Origin of the sequence: Streptomyces sp. NBC_00659 (genome assembly GCF_036226925.1) — a bacterium.
In the GTDB taxonomy this organism is placed as follows: Bacteria; Actinomycetota; Actinomycetes; order Streptomycetales; family Streptomycetaceae; genus Streptomyces.
Genome location: NZ_CP109031.1, coordinates 831,091 through 847,594 on the forward strand (window position 1 = coordinate 831,091; position 16,504 = coordinate 847,594).

Consider the following 16,504-nt stretch of genomic DNA (forward strand, 5'->3'; position numbering starts at 1 on the left):
CAAGGCCCCGATCGACCGAGAAGGAGTCGTACACCGATGACCACGCAGCAGCAGCGGCCCGTCCGGAGCGCCTGGGACGGCTTCCGGGGAGGTCTGTGGCGCGACGAGATCAACGTACGGGACTTCATCCAGCAGAACTACACCCCGTACGAAGGTGACAACTCCTTCCTGGCCGGTCCCACCGAGCGCACCACGGCCGTGTGGAAGAAGATCACCGATCTGTTCCCCGAGGAGCGCGCCAAGGGCGTCCTGGACGTGTCGTACGACGTCCCGTCCACCATCACCGCGCATCCGCCGGGCTGGATCGACCGCGACCGTGACCTGATCGTCGGTCTTCAGACCGACGCCCCGCTGAAGCGGGCGATCATGCCCTTCGGCGGCTGGCGGATGGTGGCCGGTGCGCTCGAGACGTACGGCTATCCCGTCTCGCCGGAGCTGGAGAAGGTCTTCACGCAGTACCGCAAGACCCACAACGCCGGGGTGTTCGACGCGTACACCCCGGCGATCCGGGCGGCCCGGAAGGCGGGCATCGTCACGGGCCTGCCCGACGCCTACGGCCGGGGCCGCATCATCGGCGACTACCGGCGGGTCCCGCTGTACGGCGTGGACCGTCTGATCGAGGCCAAGCAGGAGGAGAAGGCCGACCTGGACGCCCTGCCCAGCGACCCCGCGCGCCTGGAGGAGGTGATCCGCGAACGCGAGGAGATCTCCGAGCAGATCAGGGCGCTGGGCGAACTGAAGGAGATGGCCGCCTCCTACGGATCCGACGTCTCGGGTCCGGCGAGCACCGGCCGCGAGGCCGTGCAGTGGCTGTACTTCGCCTACCTCGCGGCGGTGAAGGAGCAGAACGGCGCGGCGATGTCGCTCGGCCGCACCTCCACCTTCGTCGACGTCTACCTCCAGCGGGACATCGACGCCGGGGTGCTGGACGAGAGCGCGGCGCAGGAGCTCGTCGACGACTTCATCATCAAACTGCGGATCGTGCGGTTCCTGCGCACCCCGGAGTACGACGAGCTGTTCTCCGGCGACCCGACCTGGGTCACGGAGTCCATCGGCGGCATCGGTTCGGACGGCCGCACCCTGGTCACCCGGACCTCCTTCCGCTACCTGCAGACCCTGTACAACCTGGGGCCCGCGCCCGAGCCGAACATGACGGTGTTCTGGTCGCCGGCGCTTCCGCAGGGCTTCAAGGAGTTCTGCGCGCAGGTCTCGATCGACACCTCCAGCCTCCAGTACGAGTCCGACGAACTGATGCGCCCGCGCTTCGGGGACGACACCGCCATCGCCTGCTGTGTCTCGGCGATGGAGGTCGGCAAGCAGATGCAGTTCTTCGGCGCCCGGGTCAATCTCGCCAAGACACTGCTGTACGCCATCAACGGCGGCCGCGACGAGCTGTCCGGCGCCCAGGTCGGCCCGGCCACCGGGCCGGTCACCGGCGAGACGCTGGACTACGACGAGGTGCTGGGCCGGCTCGACCGGCAGATGGAGTGGCTGGCCGAGACGTACGTCCACGCCCTGAACGTCATCCACTACATGCACGACAGGTACGCCTACGAGCGGCTGGAGATGGCGCTCCACGACCGTGACATCCGGCGCACCATGGCATGCGGCATCGCCGGGCTCTCGGTCGCCGCGGACTCCCTGTCGGCGATCAAGTACGCCCAGGTCGCGCCGGTGCGGGACGAGACGGGACTGGCCGTGGACTTCCGCATCGAGGGCGAGTACCCGGCGTACGGCAACAACGACGAGCGGGCCGACTCGATCGCGGTGTGGCTGGTCGAGGAGTTCATGCGCAAGGTGCGCAAGCACCCCACCTACCGGGGCGCCGAGCACACGCAGTCGGTGCTCACCATCACCTCGAACGTGGTGTACGGGAAGAAGACCGGCAACACCCCGGACGGCCGCCGCGCGGGCGAGCCGTTCTCACCGGGCGCCAACCCGATGAACGGCCGTGACACCCACGGTTACGTCGCCAGCGCGCTGTCGGTGGCCAAGCTGCCGTACGAGCAGGCGGAGGACGGGGTCTCGCTCACGAACACGATCACCCCGGACGCGTTGGGCCGCACCCCCGAGGACCGGATCCGCAATCTGGCGGGAGTCCTGGACGGCTTCGTCACCAGCCAGGGCTTCCACATGAACGTCAACGTGCTGAACCGGGACACGCTGATGGACGCGATGGAGCATCCGGAGAAGTACCCGCAGCTGACCGTCCGGGTGAGCGGCTACGCGGTCAACTTCGTGCGGCTGACGCGCGAGCAGCAGCTCGACGTCCTGGGCCGCACCTTCCACGGGTCGCTGTAGCCCACCCGTCTCCCGGGGAGCGCGCCGCGCGCTCCCCGGGAACCGCCACGACGTCAGGAGGCTTGGTCATGACCCTGATCCGGCCGGGAAGCCCTCTCCTGCCCCTCATCTCCGCCGACCCCGACCGGCCGGTCGAGCAGGCTGTCCCACGGCGCGGCACCGGGCCCCTCACCGGGTCGGTGCACTCCTGGGACCTCTCCACCGGTGTCGACGGCCCCGGCACCCGTTTCGTCGTCTTCGTCGCCGGCTGCCCGCTGGCCTGCCTGTACTGCCAGAACCCGGACACCCTGCGGATGAGCAACGGCAAGCGCGCCACGACCGACGAGGTTGTCGCGGAGGCGGCCAAGTACGTGACGTTCATCCACGCCGCGGGCGGCGGCTTCACCGTCAGCGGAGGCGAACCGATGCTCCAGCCGGACTTCACCGGCGAGATCCTGGCCCGCTGCCACGACGACCTGGGCCTGCACACCGCCCTGGACACCTCGGGCTTCCTCGGCGCCCGTGCCTCCGACGCCATGCTGGAGAGCGTCGACCTGGTGCTGCTCGACATCAAGTCCTGGGACCGCGAGCTCTACATGCGCCTCACCAGCCGTCAGCTGGAACCGACCCTGGTCTTCGCCCGTCGCCTGGCCGCGCTGGGCAAGGAGGTCTGGGTCCGGTTCGTCCTGGTCCCGGGTCTGACCGACCCCCCGGAGAACGTGGCGGGAGTCGCCGCCTTCACGGCGTCCCTGGGAAACGTCACCCGTGTCGACATCCTGCCCTTCCACAAGTTCGGCGCCGACAAGTGGGCCGGACTGGGCATGGACTTCACCCTCGCCGCGACCCCGGTCCCGAGCGCCGCCCAGATCGCCGAAGCCCGCTCCGTCTTCGCCTCGTACGGCCTGAACGCGATATGACCCGCTGAACTGCTGATATGCTCGATCTTGAGCCTGCACCGAACACTCGGTGACGAGCCCGGCGTTGGTGGTCCAAGGAAAGACGTCCCGCTTCCTGCGGGGAAATGCAGGTGCAAGGCCTGCCCGGCGCTCCACATGCACCGCCTCCGGTCATTCGACCGGAGGCGGTGTTTCGTTGTGCCCTGTCAGTGCGCTGTCATGTCAGGGCACTGTCAGTGGCCGGGAACGACGAGGTGCGCCCTCTCCCGGGGACGGGTCGTGTTCAGGTAGTGCTCCTCGGCCAGGCGCCAGCGGGCCTCCCAGTCGATGGGGCCGTGGTCGTCACCGCGGGCCCGGAGCCGACGCATGGACTCCTCGGGCGGGGTGTCGACGTAGACGACCAGGTCGTAGTGGTCGGCGAGTTCGGGCCGGGCGGTGTAGACACCCTCGACGAGGACGATGCCGTCGCAGGCGACGGCACACGCCTCGTCCGTGGCCAGGGATCCGGTCGGCCAGTCGTAGCGCCGGTAGACCGCGTCGTGGCCGGTGGCGAGCGGGGTGAGGACCTCGTCGCGCAGCCGCTGCCAGTCGAAATAGAGGTCGTAGCCCTGGGCAGGGGTCAGTGCGGCGCGTTCGTCGGCGTCCATCGGACGGTAGAAGTCGTCTCCGTGCACGACCACGGCATCATCGAGCCGGGCCACGGCGGAGGCCAGGGTCGACTTGCCCGACCCGCCCATGCCGTCGACCGCGATCAGCACCAGCCCTTTGTCGGCGCGGGCGCGGGCGGCGGCCACGACGCGCTCCGCGACTGTTTCGATCTTCGTCATGAGGCGATTGTGTCGGCACCGGGCGCTCCGCCCGAGCCGAATGAGCGGCACTCGTATGTTCCGACGACTCACGGGTCCGGGCGGCCGGGGAGACACGACACGGCAGAGGGGCCGACATCGTGATGTCGGCCCCTCTGTCTTCGAGTAGCGGGGACAGGATTTGAACCTGCGACCTCTGGGTTATGAGCCCAGCGAGCTACCGAGCTGCTCCACCCCGCGTCGGTGAAATCAACTCTACGCCATGTTTTCCGGACCCTGGACCATGATCGCCCGCCGGCGGGCTGCGCGGGCTGTCACACGTCGGTGGGCAGACCGCTCACTTCGGCGATGCCCCGCAGTTCCTCGTCCTGACGGTGCCGCTCTCCGATGAAGTCGGCGATCTCTTTGCACCGCTCGGGATCATCGGCCGTACCCGAATCCGTGACGACCCGGACGACACCGATCTCCTCGGTCTCCAGCTCGACGATCCGGTTGTCCAGGCGTCCCGTGACCGCTACGGCGACCACGAGGGACGCCTCGTCACGGACCTCCTGCGGGACGCTCTCGGGTTCCTCGCCGTCGAGACACAGTTCGATCGCTCCCACCCTCTCCTCCCTGATCGCTTCGAGTACGGGCTCGACCATGCGCAGCAAGAGCGCGTAGTCCGCCGGAGCCATACGCAGGCGGAGCATTTCGAGGTACAGGTCGAGGGGCCGGTCATCCGGTGCCTGCTCTGATGCGTCCATGGAGCTTCGCCTTCCCCAATGTGGACGACATGATCGCGTCTCCCACCAGCATGCTGCGAATCGGCTCACCCCGCCGGTCGAGACAGCCGTCCGGAACACGGCCGAGGGGGCTCGTGCCCTGTCCGCACAGGCCACGAGCCCCCTCAAACTCGTTGTCCGGAATTCGTCCGTGAGGACTCGTCCAGCGAGTTTCATCCGTCAGGAGTCATCTGTCAGGACTCATCCGTCGGGAGTCGCCCGTACCGGGCTGTCCGTGTCACGCGTAGGTGCGCCGGATCCGGTAGAGCACGAAGATGCCGGAGACGACGAAGATCCCGCCGATCACACCCGGCCACAGGTTCGCCCCGGTCTCGGCGAGCCCGCCGGTCCCGACCGCCTGCGGCTCGATCCCCGACGTGGCCGGCGGGTAGGACACGGCCGCGGGTTCCGTCTGCGCGGGTGTCCCCACCTCGGCGCCCTGGTCGTCGCCCGGGGTCGTCACATCGGACTTGGGCTCCACCGTGGCGGGAGGCGCGTCGCCCCCGGCCGGCTCGGTGGCCGGAGCTTCCTCGGCGGGCTCTTCGGTCCGACCGCCTCCGTTGTCACCGGAGCCCTGCTCACCCTTGCCGTCGGACGGGTCGTCCGCGGTGGGCGCCGGCTCCTCGGAGGGGTTCTCCGCGGGCTCCTCGGAGGGATTCGGGTCCGCCTCCGACGGGTTCGGGGCCGCCTCGGAGGGGTTCGGCTCGGCACTCTGCGACGGCTCGTCGGTGGCCGGCGGATCCTCCTGCTGGCCGCCCCCGTCACCGGCGCCCGCGCCGCACTTCTTGCCGCTGTTGATGCAGTCGACCACGTTCTTCATGGTGCCTTCGTCGAAGACGTTGATGAAGTCGCCGTGGTCCGTGACCGGCTTGTGGAGGTTCTCCGGGAAGGAGTCCACCGCGAACAGCGGCGACGTACGGCCGCCGTCCTGGAGGCTCGGCGCGTCGATGCCGTAGACGATGCGCTGCACCAACTGCGGAATGGCCTTGAAACTGCCCGGGCAGTTGCCCTGGGCGTCCGCGAAGGCCACGTGGGTACGGTGGTTGGCGCTGTCGATGTTCGCGCCGTCCCAGCAGCTCTGGAACTTGAAGGTGCGCACCACGTCGCTGCCCTGCGGGCAGAGCGGGTACTTGTCCTTCAGCTGCCGGTCCTCGAAACCGGTGCAGCTCCAGGAGGCGTTGGCGTTCGCGGGGCCGTTGACGAAGGCCTTGGCGTCACCGGTGATGATGCGCAGCAGCCGCGGCATCTCCGTGACCTTGCTGCGCGGGTTGCCGACGAAGGTCAGCGTGACCTGCTCGGGCGTGACGATCTTGCCGGCGTTGCCCTCGGTCCCGCCTCCGGGGGAACCCGCGTCGCGTTCCTGGGTTCCGTTCTGGAGGCGCACCACGGGCCAGAAGTACGAGGACTTGTCGCCCTTGTCCTGGCAGGAGGTGTCGGCCTTGGCCAGGTCGTCGTCACTGGCGAAGGCGGTGTTGGACTGGTTGCCGATGTAGTCGTGGAAGTGGTGGGCGCCGTTGGTGACACCGGGAGCCACGATCACGTTGTCCGAGTTGAACAGGCCGTTGGCGTTCACTCCGCAGCTGGAGACGAACTCGCCCTGGGAGGCGTCGGCCTGGGGCTGCGGGTTCGCCACGTTGGGCTGGACGGACTTGATGTCCGCGTAGTCGGCGGCCACGGGGCCGTTGCCGGCCGGTGCGGCGCCTCCCTGCTGGCCGCCCTGGTTCTGGGACGCGCCGGCGCTCGGTGACGCGCTGTTCTGGTCCTGCGGCGCGGCGCTCTGACCGGTGTCCGCCCCGGTGCCGGGTTGGTTGCCGGAGGGACGCAAGGTGCAGGCCGCGAAACCGTCGAGCCCGCTCGGCGGGTCGCCCGCGGCATCGATCGCGGCCACGATGCGGCCGATCGACTCGGACCGCTTCTCCTTCAGCGGATTCATGATGGCGTCGGCGCCGCTGTCGCCGTTCTGCTGCATCTGGTCGGCGCTTGCCTGGAGTTGCCGGTACGCCTCGGCGATCTGCTGGTCCAGGTCTGCGAGTTCCTTGTCGACGCCATCCTTCGCGGCGTCCGGAACCGTCTTCAACTGTTCGCCGACGTCAGGGCAGTCGATGGTGGCGGACCCGGCGGACAGGACGTTCGCGTCCGTCGCGCCGGTCTCGCTCGCCGATGCGTAGACGTTGACTCCTACGAGTCCGCCTCCGCCCAGTATCAGTGCGAAAGCTGCAGAGGTCGCGCGGCGTGCGCCCGTTGGGCGTCTGCGCGTGTTGCGTCCCAAGGTGGTGCTCCTACGCGTCGTGGTCGGCTCGGCATGGAAATTCCCCTGCCCCTATACGCACGCGGGTCGCGTTGTGTTCAGCCGTCTCCCGAATTCACAGTGACCCCGTATGGAGCAACTGCCCCAGGGCGCTTCGGTGAACGCCGGAAGCCCCTCTCACCCCCGGGCGGACCGGGCGGCGGCGAGCGTGGCGCGCGCACCCCTGCGGTTGCACCGGGCGCGGACCGATGGCCTGATGGGAGCACTGCACCACGGGTACGCCCTGGACGTGGGGCCCCGGTCATGCCCCGGGCCGGTGGCACAGGGCAGGGTGCTCCGCCGCTTCCTCCGTGGGCACGGCCAGGGCAGCGGCGTGAGGCGGTGAACCAGTGACGGGAGCGGAGATCGACTTCGGCGGCGTCTTCCACGCCCTGCCCGGCATGGTCGCCCTGCTCACCCCGGAGATGGTCTTCGTGGACGCCAACGACGACTACCTGAGCAACTCCGGGCGCTCCCGGGAGCAACTGGTCGGCCGGTACCTCTTCGACGTCTTTCCCGACCGGCCGGGCGACCCCGCCTCCACCGGGATGCGGAACCTGGAGGCGTCCTTGCGCCGGGTGGTGGAGTCCGGCGAGCGCGACGCCATGGCCCTCCAGCGGTACGACGTGGAGTCACTGGACCGGCCGGGTGTCTGGGAGGAACGGTACTGGAGCCCGGTCAACGCCCCGGTGCTCCATGCTGACGGCACGGTGGCGCTGGTGGTGCACCGGGTGGAGGAGGTCACCGAACTCATCCGCGCCCGCGGCGGGCACGCACCGGGCGACCGGACCCCGGTGCTGGAGGCCGAGTTGTACACGCGGGCCCGGGAGCTGCAGGAGGTGAACGAGCGCCTGCGGCGTGCCCACGCCCGCGAACGGGAGGTCGCCGTCGCGCTCCAGGACGCGCTGCTGCCCTCACCGAACCAGGTGGTGACACACCATGCCGCCATGCGCTACCAGCCGGCCACGAGTTCGCTGAACGTGTGCGGGGACTGGTACGACCTGGTGGCACTGGACGGCGACCGGATGGCGGTCGCGGTGGGCGATGTCGTGGGCCACGGGCTGCCCGCCGCCTGTGTCATGGGCCAGTTGCGCAGTGCCCTCAGTGCCGCGTCCCGGGCCTCCGCCGGTCCCGCGCGCGCACTCGAGGTGCTCGGGCTGTACGCGCGTTCCGTCGAGGGTGCCGAGTCCACCACGGCGGTGACGGCCTGGATCGACTGGGAGAGGCACACCATCGCGTACAGCAGCGCGGGACATCCTCCGCCGGCTCTCCTGCGCGGCGACGGGAGAGTGGAGTTCCTGGACGGGGCGACCGACCCGCCGCTGGGAGCCCGGCCGGAGCACGTGGACCGCCCCGAGGCCTCGACGGACTTCGTCACGGGCGACACCCTGGTCCTGTACACCGACGGTCTGATCGAGCGCCGCACCGAGGACATCGACGTAGGCCTCTCACGGCTTGCCGCCGCGCTGACCCGCCACCGGGGGGCCGAGCCCGAGGCCCTCGCCGACGCGCTGCTGTCGGAGCTGCTCCCGCCCGGTGGCGTCACCGACGACACGGCGCTGGTGATCCTCCCGCTGTGAGCCCGACCGGCGGGGGACGGCTCCGGGGTCCGGCGACCGACCGACGGCGGTGAAGGCCGCCGGGGTGAGCCGGTGGGAGCGGACGACCGCGAGCACGCATACGGCGAGGAGGGCCGCGGCCAGGGCGGCCAGGGCACGCAGCGGCCCCGTCGGCACCGGTCCCGCGGTCAGGGCGCGTGGCGGCATCCGCCCCTGGGGGTCGTAGACGACGGCGAGCACGTCCCCCGGCCGGGTGGTCCGCCCGCATCCCCGCCATACGCGGACCCTGAGCGGTGCGCCGTCCCGGGCGACCACCGAGCACAGATAGCGGGTGCGGCCCACGCCCTCCTTCCCGCCGCCCTCGACGGACGTGACGACCATGGGCGCCACCCGCTCGCCGTCCGCCGGCACCACGTCCGCCGCGGCCTGCGGGGCCTGGAGGGCGAGACACACGCCGAGGGCCGCGACGACCCCGACCAGCGCCCGCCCCGCCCGCAGGAGAACCAGGTGCAGGACGAGGATCCCGGCGCACACGAGCCCGGCCTCCCCGCTGGCCAGTACCGGCACTCCGGTCCGGTCGCCGAGGACCCCGGCGCCGACGATCGATCCGGCCCCCAGCACTCCGGCGAGGATTCCCTCCCCCACCAGCCACCGGGGCGGCCATCCGACGAACTCGGCGGGCCCCCACACCGTGCTCCGCATGTACGCCGTCAGGTCCGGCTCCCGGACGGGCGCAGGACGACGCCACCCGCGCATACCTGGACCACCCCCGGCAACATTCCTCGTCGTTCGACGCCTCGTATCCTGCCGTCCGGGCACGGGCCGCGGCTCTGCCCCGGTCCGGAACAGATGGCGTGGACACCGTTGCCGGGAGTCGGCAGCGAAGATCCGGTCGGGCCCCCGGGAGCGAAGGCGATTCAGACATCCTGGTGACGGAGTGTCAATTGCGTTGATTCCGGGCGCAGTCGGCTTTGTCAGCCCTCGGCGGCGGGGTTCTGCCGGGGTGGTACCGCCGAGGATCGCGCCAGCAGGACGCGTCCGCCGAGGCCGGCCAGCAGGAGCCCGGCCACCATGGGCACGAGGCAGAGGGCAGGACCCGAGGACCAGTCGACGGCGGCGGCGCGGCAGGCCAGCACGACGGTCACGGCGACGGCGGTCCCGGGCAGGGCGATCAGCGCCGGGCCGGTGCGGCCGAGGTCGTCCTCGGCGAGCGCGCCGAGGACGCCGACGCCGAGGGCCAGTGCCCAGACGCCGAGCGCCTGCGCGTCGGGGCGGTCGACGCTCCACGGCACGAAGCCGGCCCAGAAGCCGGGCCGGACGAGCAGACCCGTGCCGATACCGAGCCACGCCGAACCGAGCACGGCCAGCGCCGGTTTCGACCAGCCGGGCAGCGGCGCACCGCGCGGGCCGAGCGGCCGGCCGGGGGTGAGGTACTGCAGGACCAGTGCGATCAGGGCGCACACGCACAGCGCGCCGAGCACGAAGAGCCAGCCGAGGCTGAACAGCACGGGGACGATGGAGCCGCCCCGCGCGATGTACAGCTGCCCCGCGTTGAGCAGGCTCACGGTGAACAGCCCGACCAGGACGACGGCCAGCGGGTGGACGAGCGAGCGGGCCTCGTGCCAGGCGCGGGCCCGGCTCACCGCGAAGAGTCCGGGAGCGGTGCCGAGCATGGCCGCGCCGATCAGTCCTGGAGTGAGCGACTCGGGGGAGCGCCACGCACCGAAGACGTGTCCGGTGAGGGCCACGGCCGCCAGCAGGCCGCCGACGAGGACGCTGACCACGGCGACCGCGGTGGCCAGCATCGCCACTCCGGCGGTCAGCGGCCGCCCACCCGCCGCGAGGAGCCTCGGCTGCCCGGGGACGTCGTCGGTCCTGGGCGGGTCGGATGCGTTCGGCATGGGGATTCCGTTTCCGGACGTAGGGCGCGATGAAATGAACGGGCCGGGGGATGAGGAGGGGCTAGGAGACCGGTGCCGAGAGACGGGTGACCGAACCGGGGGCGGGCGCCGCCCTCTTGAGGACCTCCCGTGCGTACATGACGCGCACGCTGACGATCAGCGTCGCCGTGAACGCCATGGCGCCGCAGCCGATCGCCGCCCCCGCGGCCAGCGCCGTGAGCCCGTCGAGCCCCAGCGACCGCTCGAAGAGCGGAGCGGCCCCGGCCGACAGCACCGGCGCCAGACACAGGGCCGCCCAGTGAAGGCGCCACTCCTCCCGTGCCCAGAGGCGGCCCTCCCGGCCGGCGCGCCTCGCGCGCAGGGCCATCACCGCGTACGTGACGGCGTACGGCAGGAGATAGGCGAGCAGGAGCCGCCTCCCCCGCGTCCCGTGGTCCAGCGAGGAGCGCGCGATCCAGGTCAGCGCGGCCGCTCCGGCCAGGTGCGCGAGGGCCAGGACGGGCACAGGGGCCCACGACCCGGACACCCCCGCGACCTGCGCGCGCCGGTCGAGGGAACGCGAGGCGATCAGGGCGCCGAAAGCGACGACGGAGCCCAGGTGCATGGTGGCCAACTGGTTGATGTCGGCCATGGACAGTCCCGGCAGGATCAGCGGCAGGCCACCCCACTCGAAGCGGAGCAGCGGGGCGGTCAGCAGGAAGCCGTAGCACAGCAGCATCCAGCGCTGGTGCAGGTCGGGGAACCCCCCGACGGCGGCGAGCACTCCGAACGTCACGCTCATCACGGTGCCCACCAGGATGGTCGCGAGCACGATCCAGAAGGCGGCGCCGCTGAAGGCGTCCCCGGGGGCCGTGCGCGCCAGGTACATCCCGGCGCCCGCCATCGAGGCGTACACGGTCACCGCGAAGGCCACCCCGAGACCCCGGTGCAGCCGCGTGCGCCGCCGTACGGCGGTGAGCACCTGCGCGGGGCCCAGCAGCATCAGCACACCACCGAGCACCGAGTGCACGATCATCGGCACGAGGCTGTGGCGGTACGGCCCGATCCGGGTGGCCAGCGCGTCGGCCACGTAGCGCGGCGAGACCACGTGGGCCAGGATCCACTCACCGAACGCCGGCGCGCCGGGGTGCGCGTAGGGCCACAGCTCGGTCATCGCGATCGGCGCGTAGCCCACGCACACGGCGGACACGGCGATGACGGCGAGGCGGCGCCAGGTGGTGCCCGTGGGACGACGCACGACGACTCCCTGCTCGTGGCCGCGGCCCGGCCATCGATAGTCTCGTTTGGACTATCGAGACGGTAGGGCCGTCCACCGCCGGGGTCAACGGTCTGTCGTGTCCTCGTCCCGGCGCTGCACCCATTGCCAGAAGTCGATCATCATCCGCTCGTACCGGATTCCGAACTCCAGCGCGTCCCGCTGCCCGCGCGTCAGCAATTCCCCGACGGTCCCGGCGAGTTCCTCGTACTCGCCCAGGGTCCGACGGTGCTCACCGAGCTGTACGGGACCGAGCACGGCGGGCTCGCCACCGAACCACAGCTTGAGGATGCCGCGCTCACGAGCCTCCACCGGGACGAACGCGGGGTCGTCGAGCCAGCCCCTCAGGGCAGCCCTGCCCTGGTCCGTCAGCGTCAGCACCCTGCGGTTGCGGCCGCTCTCCTGCCGCACCTGGGAGAGCATCCCGGCGTCGAGGAGACGGTCGCACTGCGCGTACACCTGCGCGTGCGGCACCGACCAGAAGGGCGCGACCGTCCGCGCCGCCTCCCCTTTCACGTCGTACGCGCTGGCCTCGCCCAGCTTCTCGATGATGCCGAGGACGAGATACGAGGCGGTGGTCAACCGAGCGTCAGCCATGGGGCGACCGTATCGCCACACGATCACCGGGCGGCAGGCACCGCCGGGCACGCCCACCGCACCGCCGGCTCCGCCCGACGCGAAGAAGATCCGGGTGCCCGGCACAATGCGGGGTATACGGGCGATCACGCAACCGACCGCACTTCAGGCCCCCGCGCCGGCCGCACTAGGAGCTCCTGTGACCACCTACGTCATCACCGTTCCCGGGACATTCGTCCACGGCCTGTCGGACGCCTCCCGCGCCGACGTGGAGCGCAGGCTTCGCCCCCAGGACCCGCAGAACACGGACCTGGGCGAGAGCGAGGAACTGAGCCTGCTGACCGTCGACGAGGACCACAGGTTCTCCGTCCGGCTCGAGGTCGAGGCGGCGGACCGGAGAAGCGCCGAGGCCGAAGCCGTGCGGCTCGTCTCCGGCGCACTCCTGGACAGCGGCCTGTCCCCCGACGACGCCCCGCTGGGGCCTGCCGCCGTCACGGGGATCGACAGCGAGTTCTGACGGCGCGCCGCCGCGCCCGCCCTCGCGGACGACGGCACTCCACGAGCGGCCGGTACACCCCGGACGGCGGTACGCCCCTGAGCCGGGCCGGATCTCAGACCGGGCGTACGACGCTGTGGATGGCCGCCTGTCCGGCGTATTCGACCGACTCCTCGGTGATCCGCGCTCCGGGACTCGGGGCGTGGACCATCATGCCGTCACCCACGTAGAGGCCGACGTGACTCACGTTGGCGTGGAAGAAGACCAGGTCACCCGGCTGCATGGCGCCGAGGGCGACCGCCGGGCCGACCTGTGCCTGGTCCTGTGTCGCACGGGGAAGCATGACCCCGGCGCTCTTCCAGGACGCCTGTGTGAGCCCGGAGGGGTCGTACGAACCGGGTCCGGACGCTCCCCACACGCAGGGTCTGCCGACCTGAGCGCGGGCGAAGGCGACCGCCTCCGCGGCCCTGCTGTCGGGCCCGACGACCGGCGGGGCGGCGGGCGCGACGAGACTGTCGATACTGAACCCGGGGTTCGTGTCGACGGCTCCGGGAGCGGCGGGCCAGGCCTGCTGATTGCCGGCCGTCCACAACGCCTGCCGCCAGGCGTCGTCGGCCGGCGGGGGCGCCGGCTGGTTCGCCGGGGGCACGGGGGCCGGCTGATACGCGGCGGGAGCCGGCGCCGGCTCGTACACCGGAGGCTGAGGCACCGGCTCACTCACCGGGGGCATCGGAGCCGGCTGGTACGCGCTGGGACGGGCCGCCGTCTCGTACGCGAGGGGCAGGAGCACCGACTTGTACTCGGAGGGCGGGGGCGGCGGCTCGTACCCGAGGGGCAGGAGGACCGACTTGTACTCGCCGGCCGGGGGCGCCGCCTCGTACGCCCCGGGCATGGAGCCCGTGTCGAAGACCGTGGGCATGGGCGCCTGCCGAGGTGCCGCGGGCTGGGGCGTGGGCTCGTACGGGGCGGGCTGGGGCGCCGGCTGGAACACGGGTGCCTGACCGACCGAGGGGAACGTGCCGGTCTGGCCGACCGTCGGGAAGGAGCCCGTCTGACCCACCGACGGGAAGGAGCCCGTCTGACCCACCGACGGGAAGGAGCCCGTCTGACCCACCGACGGGAACGAACCCGTCTGACCCACCGACGCAAAGGACGGGAGCCGGGGTTCCTCCACCGGCCTGTACTCGATCGCCGGGGCCTGCGCGACGGGCATGCTCTGCCGTGCCGCGTGCCGTGCCATCAGCTCCTGTGCGGCGGCGAGCTTGCGCCGGGCGGTCTGCTTCTTGACGTGCAGCGACGGCTTCTGTGAGGCGGCCTCCGGAGCGGACCCCGCGGGAAGCGCCGCACGGCCCGCGGCCTCGGCTCCCGGTGCCGGGGCGGAACCGGCCGCCGGACCCGCGGTCAGCTCCAGGACGGGGCGCGCGGCCGGCTCCGAAGCCGGACCGGCGGTCAGCTCGCGCATCGGTGCCGCCGTCAACTCGGCGACAGGCCGGACGATCTGCTCCAGCTGATACACCGTCGGAAGCTCCCCCGCGGACCCCTTGGGGCCCTTCGCACCCTCCCTCGGACGGGCGCTCTCGCCGCCACGCTCCGACTGCCTGTCGGCCGGAAGGGTGGCCGGAGCCGAGGGTCCGTACCGGGAGCGTGCCCCGTCGTACAGCTGCCGCATCAGATCGTCCTGGGCGGGATCGGAACCCCCGCCCCCCTGACCGGCGCCCCGTCGAATCGGCCTGCGGGTGGAGTTCGCCGAGGCGCGGGTCCCGTTGAATTTACCGGTGGCGAGTTCCGCCTGGTCGTAGAGGGACGAGAGCCGTCGGGCGACTTCTTCGCCGCTGGGCGGGGTGCGTTCCGGCGCCATGGAGTGGTGCTCCTTCCGTCGTCCGCCTACCGGGTTAGCTGTCGGGTTCGGGCGGACGATTCCGGAAGGTATGCCCTACGACCCCTGCCCCGTAAGGCAGTTGGCCGATTCACCCCAAGTTCGGTGGGTCCCCGGCTCCAGCTGCCACGAGGACAGGCAGGATTCGGCGGAGGCCGCGCCGCCCGGCGAGCTCCGCCGGAGGGAGTCGGGCGGCCCGGTCGCCAACTTAGCCATGTTGTGCACCCGATGTGAAGATCCACGTCCCAGATGTCCGATACATTTTCGTGACCTTCATCGCATCACCTCGCAGCGCGACGGTGAGGACACGGGCCGTGCTCGAAAAGGCCGCTGAGCAAGGACGTTGGGCAGTCGGGGCCCGATGACCGTCCCGGCCCCGCCCCGGACCCCCGCTCGGCCGGACCGCCCCGCTCCACCTCGATTGCCGGCCGACCCGCACGGGGCCGGCCCGTCCAGGTCCGCCGGTCACCCGCCCAGCCGCCCCGGATGTGTCGAAAGCGTGCACAGAACTGACGTTCCCTGGCATGTCGTTCGACATCGACGGCACCCACTGGTCACACCTTGACCAGTTCTGGCCGAGCTGGCCGGATGACCACTGCGGCAACGTGCCGGCCGTACCTTCGAGGCACGTCAGACCACGAGAGCGAGTCGAGGATCCCCACGTGCACGATGCGCCGATCTATGCCCAACTGATCTCCGAACGCGGCGACATACCGACGCTCGTGCGAAGCGAGGCCCGTCGGCTGCAACGCGACTTCGAGTGGATCCTCAGCTGGGATCCGTCGACGGGCGCCCCGCTTCCCGCGTCCACCGCACGGCCGTCGTCCGGCGCCCGACGCCCCTTCGCCCCCACCCCGGATCCCGACGACCGGCTCGACACACGCGGCCCCTGACGGCCGGCCGAACGCGACCGGAGGCCGAGGACCGGCCGGACACACCTGGCGGCCGACGACCGTCGAACGCCGACCGGTGACCGTCTGCTCCATCGGCCGGCAGGTCCCGGGCGGCCGATGGAGCAGCTCGTCCCGACGGGCTGTTAAAGGACGCCGGGTTCGCAGCCCGGCCGTTCGGCGGGGAACGGGTCGAGCCCAGCGCCGATCCGGGTCACCAGATCGGCGACCGTCGCACCCGTGGCCCTGTGCCAGGTCCCCGCGCGCCGGAGCATGGCGTGGTCACCGCCCTCGACCCGCACGGCGCTCGCGGAGGATCCCGCCTCCGCGGCCCGGCGGACGAGGGCGAACGACTCCGCGGGGTCGGTGACCCGGTCCCGGTCGCCGTGCAGCACGATGACGCGTTTGCCCCGGAGGTGGGCCACCGGCTCACCCTCCGGGCACCAGGGCGCCAGCGCCACCACGGCCCGGACCTGGGGCGCGGCCGCGGCCCGCAGGGCGGCGCGCCCGCCCATCGAATGGCCCACGAGCACGACGGGCACCTCCCCCACCAGAGCGGCGAGTTCGTCCAGTGCCCGCAGAACGTCGGCGACGGGGTCGGCGTCCACGCCGTTCCACCCCCGGTAGCGGTAGCGCACCTGCCCGACGAACGCGTTCCCGTCCGGCAGGGCCCGCGTCACGGAGCGCACGAACGGCCGCATCCGGGCGCGTGCCGCATTCCACGGCCGCAACGGGTCCTTGCTGTCGACGGTTCCACCGTGAAGGATCAGTACGGCGGCACGCGCGGGACCCGCGTCCGGACGGACGACATGACTCGGCCGCAGCGCCACGGGGGCGCCGCCCGCCCGGGACCGGGACACATCATCGGCGGACATCCGCGCAGAACCTCGCATGACACCTCTCCTCCTCGCGACGCTC

13 protein-coding genes, 1 tRNA gene and 1 riboswitch are annotated in these 16,504 nt (G+C 71.5%); of the genes, 5 read left to right on the plus strand and 9 right to left on the minus strand.

The genetic code is table 11. The features are described 5' to 3' along the window. The first annotated feature begins 36 nt into the window (after positions 1-36). Entirely contained in the window at positions 37-2,301 is a 2,265-nt protein-coding gene (pflB, locus tag OG410_RS03430) for a formate C-acetyltransferase (RefSeq protein WP_329297732.1), read from the plus strand. A 68-nt stretch (positions 2,302-2,369) separates the two neighbouring features. Then, entirely contained in the window at positions 2,370-3,197 is an 828-nt protein-coding gene (gene pflA, locus OG410_RS03435; RefSeq protein WP_329297733.1) for a pyruvate formate-lyase-activating protein, read from the plus strand. A gap of 212 nt (positions 3,198-3,409) precedes the next feature. Here pflA and OG410_RS03440 read toward each other — a convergent pair whose 3' ends face one another. The 4 genes from OG410_RS03440 to OG410_RS03455 all read right to left on the minus strand — a co-directional run bounded on the left by OG410_RS03440 (position 3,410) and on the right by OG410_RS03455 (position 7,015). Then, positions 3,410-4,003, minus strand: a complete 594-nt coding sequence (locus OG410_RS03440; RefSeq protein WP_329297734.1) for a uridine kinase family protein — start codon at positions 4,001-4,003, stop codon at positions 3,410-3,412. 145 nt (positions 4,004-4,148) lie between these two features. Then, a tRNA-Met gene (locus tag OG410_RS03445) sits at positions 4,149-4,222 on the minus strand. A gap of 74 nt (positions 4,223-4,296) precedes the next feature. After that, positions 4,297-4,728 carry a hypothetical protein gene (locus OG410_RS03450; protein WP_329297735.1) on the minus strand — a complete coding sequence of 144 codons (432 nt, stop codon included), beginning with the start codon at positions 4,726-4,728 and terminating at the stop codon, positions 4,297-4,299. Between the two features lie 256 nt (positions 4,729-4,984). After that, positions 4,985-7,015, minus strand: a complete 2,031-nt coding sequence (locus tag OG410_RS03455) for a DUF1996 domain-containing protein (RefSeq protein WP_329297736.1) — start codon at positions 7,013-7,015, stop codon at positions 4,985-4,987. Positions 7,016-7,383: 368 nt separating this feature from the next. Between OG410_RS03455 and OG410_RS03460 the strand changes: the two genes are divergently transcribed. Further along, entirely contained in the window at positions 7,384-8,613 is a 1,230-nt protein-coding gene (locus tag OG410_RS03460; RefSeq protein ID WP_329297737.1) for a PP2C family protein-serine/threonine phosphatase, read from the plus strand. A gap of 953 nt (positions 8,614-9,566) precedes the next feature. On the opposite strand, the gene OG410_RS03465 is transcribed toward OG410_RS03460, so the two are convergent. The 3 genes from OG410_RS03465 to OG410_RS03475 form a co-directional block, all read right to left on the minus strand. Then, the gene (locus OG410_RS03465) at positions 9,567-10,493 is read right to left on the minus strand and encodes a hypothetical protein (RefSeq protein ID WP_329297738.1); all 927 of its coding nucleotides are present in this window, start codon (positions 10,491-10,493) and stop codon (positions 9,567-9,569) included. Between the two features lie 61 nt (positions 10,494-10,554). Next, positions 10,555-11,730, minus strand: coding sequence for a DUF2306 domain-containing protein (locus OG410_RS03470; RefSeq protein ID WP_329297739.1), 1,176 nt, complete (start codon positions 11,728-11,730; stop codon positions 10,555-10,557). Positions 11,731-11,814: 84 nt separating this feature from the next. Further along, the gene (locus OG410_RS03475) at positions 11,815-12,345 is read right to left on the minus strand and encodes a PadR family transcriptional regulator (RefSeq protein WP_329297740.1); all 531 of its coding nucleotides are present in this window, start codon (positions 12,343-12,345) and stop codon (positions 11,815-11,817) included. Between the two features lie 178 nt (positions 12,346-12,523). Between OG410_RS03475 and OG410_RS03480 the strand changes: the two genes are divergently transcribed. Continuing rightward, positions 12,524-12,841 carry a hypothetical protein gene (locus OG410_RS03480; protein ID WP_329297741.1) on the plus strand — a complete coding sequence of 106 codons (318 nt, stop codon included), beginning with the start codon at positions 12,524-12,526 and terminating at the stop codon, positions 12,839-12,841. Positions 12,842-12,935: 94 nt separating this feature from the next. Here the strand turns inward: OG410_RS03480 and OG410_RS42510 are convergent, their stop codons facing one another. Beyond that, a complete protein-coding gene (locus OG410_RS42510) occupies positions 12,936-14,678 on the minus strand; it encodes an NlpC/P60 family protein (RefSeq protein WP_443063703.1) in 1,743 nt (580 codons plus the stop codon). Between the two features lie 7 nt (positions 14,679-14,685). Beyond that, positions 14,686-14,857, minus strand: a riboswitch (cyclic di-AMP (ydaO/yuaA leader). A gap of 363 nt (positions 14,858-15,220) precedes the next feature. On the opposite strand from OG410_RS42510, the gene OG410_RS03490 reads away from it, so the two are divergent. Then, a complete protein-coding gene (locus OG410_RS03490; RefSeq protein ID WP_329297742.1) occupies positions 15,221-15,589 on the plus strand; it encodes a hypothetical protein in 369 nt (122 codons plus the stop codon). Between the two features lie 143 nt (positions 15,590-15,732). Here the strand turns inward: OG410_RS03490 and OG410_RS03495 are convergent, their stop codons facing one another. Next, the gene (locus tag OG410_RS03495; protein ID WP_329297743.1) at positions 15,733-16,479 is read right to left on the minus strand and encodes a dienelactone hydrolase family protein; all 747 of its coding nucleotides are present in this window, start codon (positions 16,477-16,479) and stop codon (positions 15,733-15,735) included. Between the last annotated feature and the right edge of the window lie 25 nt (positions 16,480-16,504).

Bases quoted from the DNA above. Each gene is read 5' to 3' on its own strand.
- OG410_RS03440 (WP_329297734.1), bottom strand. From the start codon at position 4,003: ATGACGAAGATCGAAACAGTCGCGGAGCGCGTCGTGGCCGCCGCCCGC.
- OG410_RS42510 (WP_443063703.1), bottom strand. From the start codon at position 14,678: ATGGCGCCGGAACGCACCCCGCCCAGCGGCGAAGAAGTCGCCCGACGG.
- OG410_RS03490 (WP_329297742.1), top strand. From the start codon at position 15,221: ATGTCGTTCGACATCGACGGCACCCACTGGTCACACCTTGACCAGTTC.
- OG410_RS03475 (WP_329297740.1), bottom strand. From the start codon at position 12,345: ATGGCTGACGCTCGGTTGACCACCGCCTCGTATCTCGTCCTCGGCATC.
- OG410_RS03450 (WP_329297735.1), bottom strand. From the start codon at position 4,728: ATGGACGCATCAGAGCAGGCACCGGATGACCGGCCCCTCGACCTGTAC.
- OG410_RS03465 (WP_329297738.1), bottom strand. From the start codon at position 10,493: ATGCCGAACGCATCCGACCCGCCCAGGACCGACGACGTCCCCGGGCAG.
- pflB (WP_329297732.1), top strand. From the start codon at position 37: ATGACCACGCAGCAGCAGCGGCCCGTCCGGAGCGCCTGGGACGGCTTC.
- pflA (WP_329297733.1), top strand. From the start codon at position 2,370: ATGACCCTGATCCGGCCGGGAAGCCCTCTCCTGCCCCTCATCTCCGCC.
- OG410_RS03495 (WP_329297743.1), bottom strand. From the start codon at position 16,479: ATGCGAGGTTCTGCGCGGATGTCCGCCGATGATGTGTCCCGGTCCCGG.